This window comes from Bartonella sp. AP11XZML (assembly GCF_042196445.1).
Lineage (GTDB): Bacteria > Pseudomonadota > Alphaproteobacteria > Rhizobiales > Rhizobiaceae > Bartonella.
In genome coordinates, this window is the sequence record NZ_JBHIQF010000041.1 from 1 (window position 1) to 1,243 (window position 1,243).

Here is a 1,243-nt window from a genome sequence, read left to right on the forward strand (position 1 = left end):
AGGTATATATTCTCCTCCTATTTTCATAGCCATTTTTTGAGATAAATCTGAATAAATAGCTGTGCTTAACAAATCATATGCAGGAGCAAGTTCTGGTTTTTTCTGTTGGTAAAGTAGTGAAAAGTTTTTGCCATGCGCATCGGCATTACCAATTAAATAATTAAAAATAATTATATTAAGAAAATTCAGTTGATCAACAGCAGGACGTAATGTATGCTGGAAAATAACGGTTTGACACGCAGCAATACTAGGTCCTCCTTCACATTCATATTTAAATTCTGGAGCTATACTAAGTGCTTGACAAAAATCCTCTTGATGAATACGCAAAACTGTTCCATTAGAAGATATTTGACGATCATATCGAGTGATGAGACAATAAGGTGTATTATTGACAAAATGTAAATACACTTCCGGCACATTAATACCTACGAGTTTTGCCAATTTCATACAAAAAAGCTCATTATGCGCACTATCATTAATATGTTCAATGAGAGGTTTCAAAATATGCGTGGTCGGAGCACCCCCTTTAATGAGTTGAACACGATTATCTTTAAAGCCAACCGCTAATTTATCTTGTGCACCCGCAAGAGACAATCTGTAGCCATCTCCACCAGCAAGCATTGGACGACGTTTAATACACTCAAGAATTTCTTTCAATTCAGTATCATCAAGAGTTTCTACATCATCAATTGGCAAATTTGGAACTTGTCCATGTGGATATAAAGCGAGAGCACCAGCACAATCTCCCCCAACAACTTCAAGCAAAGCAAAAGCATTTCGTTCAGAAAGACCTAAATAAGTTGCTAAACGATATCTTACATTATCATCGGGTAAGAGACCGGAAAAAAAGGCTTTTACTGCTTGACCTTTATAAGCTTCAACACGAGGAGGTAGAGAGACAGAGATGCCCTGTAAATCTTTATACAAATAATCAGTATCGTAGAGAAACGTGAGATCTCCACTTTTTTCTTGTTGTAATTGACCTACTAATTTTGCGTGTAAATAAACATCAAGTGTACGGGTCATAATTTTTCATTTTCAATCTGAATATCAAGACCAAGCATTGAAAGCACATGTATGGTTTTTCCAACATGACAAGACTCTTTGCCTCTTTCTAAATCACGGATAAAACGCACACCAACCCCTGATGTAGCTGCTAACTGTTCTTGTGTTAATCCTTGTTTTTTACGTGTATTTCTAACAATAAAACCCAATATTTTCATTCTGCTTTCAATCATAATCA

General features: G+C 35.8%; 2 protein-coding genes. Both read right to left on the reverse strand.

Translation table 11 applies throughout. The annotated features are described in order from the left end of the window. The coding region (locus ACFIMG_RS03425) for a type II toxin-antitoxin system HipA family toxin (protein WP_375678923.1) at positions 1-1,026 on the reverse strand (1,026 nt) is incomplete at its 3' end. Continuing rightward, positions 1,023-1,238, reverse strand: coding sequence for a type II toxin-antitoxin system Y4mF family antitoxin (locus ACFIMG_RS03430; protein WP_100130413.1), 216 nt, complete (start codon positions 1,236-1,238; stop codon positions 1,023-1,025). The genes ACFIMG_RS03430 and ACFIMG_RS03425, both read right to left, overlap by 4 nt. Positions 1,239-1,243: the final 5 nt, after the last annotated feature.

Bases quoted from the DNA above. Each gene is read 5' to 3' on its own strand.
- ACFIMG_RS03430 (WP_100130413.1), bottom strand. From the start codon at position 1,238: ATGATTGAAAGCAGAATGAAAATATTGGGTTTTATTGTTAGAAATACA.